This is a genomic window from Massilia frigida (genome assembly GCF_011682175.1).
GTDB lineage: Bacteria > Pseudomonadota > Gammaproteobacteria > Burkholderiales > Burkholderiaceae_D > Telluria_A > Telluria_A frigida.
Genome location: NZ_WHJG01000128.1, coordinates 1 through 1,178, shown reverse-complemented (window position 1 = coordinate 1,178; position 1,178 = coordinate 1). Strand labels below are relative to the sequence as shown.

Below are 1,178 nucleotides of genomic sequence, written 5' to 3'. Positions count from 1 at the left end.
AGAGGCTAACGTTATAGGGACAAGCGAATAAGTGCACATGGTGGATGCCTTGGCGATTACAGGCGACGAAGGACGTAGTAGCTTGCGATAAGCTGCGGGGAGCTAGCAAACAAGCTTTGATCCGCAGATTTCCGAATGGGGAAACCCGGCCTTTTAGGTCATTGCATACTGAATACATAGGTATGCAAAGCGAACGCGGCGAACTGAAACATCTAAGTAGCTGCAGGAAAATAAATCAACCGAGATTCCCAAAGTAGTGGCGAGCGAAATGGGATGAGCCTGCACGTTTTAGCATGACGGATAGTAGAAACCACTGGAAATTGGTGCCATAGAGGGTGATAGCCCCTTATACGAAATTCGATGTGTGGAACTAAGCGTGCGACAAGTAGGGCGGGACACGAGAAATCCTGTCTGAATATGGGGGGACCATCCTCCAAGGCTAAATACTCGTAATCGACCGATAGTGAACCAGTACCGTGAGGGAAAGGCGAAAAGAACCCCGGAAGGGGAGTGAAATAGATCCTGAAACCGTGTGCATACAAACAGTAGGAGCGGACTTGTTCCGTGACTGCGTACCTTTTGTATAATGGGTCAGCGACTTACATTCAGTGGCAAGGTTAACCGTATAGGGAAGCCGTAGAGAAATCGAGTCCGAATAGGGCGACAGTCGCTGGGTGTAGACCCGAAACCAAGTGATCTACTCATGGCCAGGATGAAGGTGCGGTAACACGCCCTGGAGGTCCGAACCCACTAATGTTGAAAAATTAGGGGATGAGCTGTGGGTAGGGGTGAAAGGCTAAACAAACTTGGAAATAGCTGGTTCTCTCCGAAAACTATTTAGGTAGTGCCTCAAGTATCACCATCGGGGGTAGAGCACTGTTATGGCTAGGGGTTCATTGCGAATTACCAAACCATTGCAAACTCCGAATACCGATGAGTGCGAGCTTGGGAGACAGACGTCGGGTGCTAACGTCCGGCGTCAAGAGGGAAACAACCCAGACCGCCAGCTAAGGTCCCAAAGATTGGCTAAGTGGAAAACGAAGTGGGAAGGCTAAAACAGTCAGGATGTTGGCTTAGAAGCAGCCATCATTTAAAGAAAGCGTAATAGCTCACTGATCGAGTCGTCCTGCGCGGAAGATGTAACGGGGCTAAGCCAGTCACCGAAGCTGCGGATATAT

The 1,178-nt window shown here is 49.6% G+C and carries 1 rRNA gene; it reads left to right on the top strand.

The window, feature by feature from the left end:
• Positions 1-17: 17 nt before the first annotated feature.
• Positions 18-1,178, top strand: a 23S ribosomal RNA gene (locus F2P44_RS34285); the annotation flags it as partial.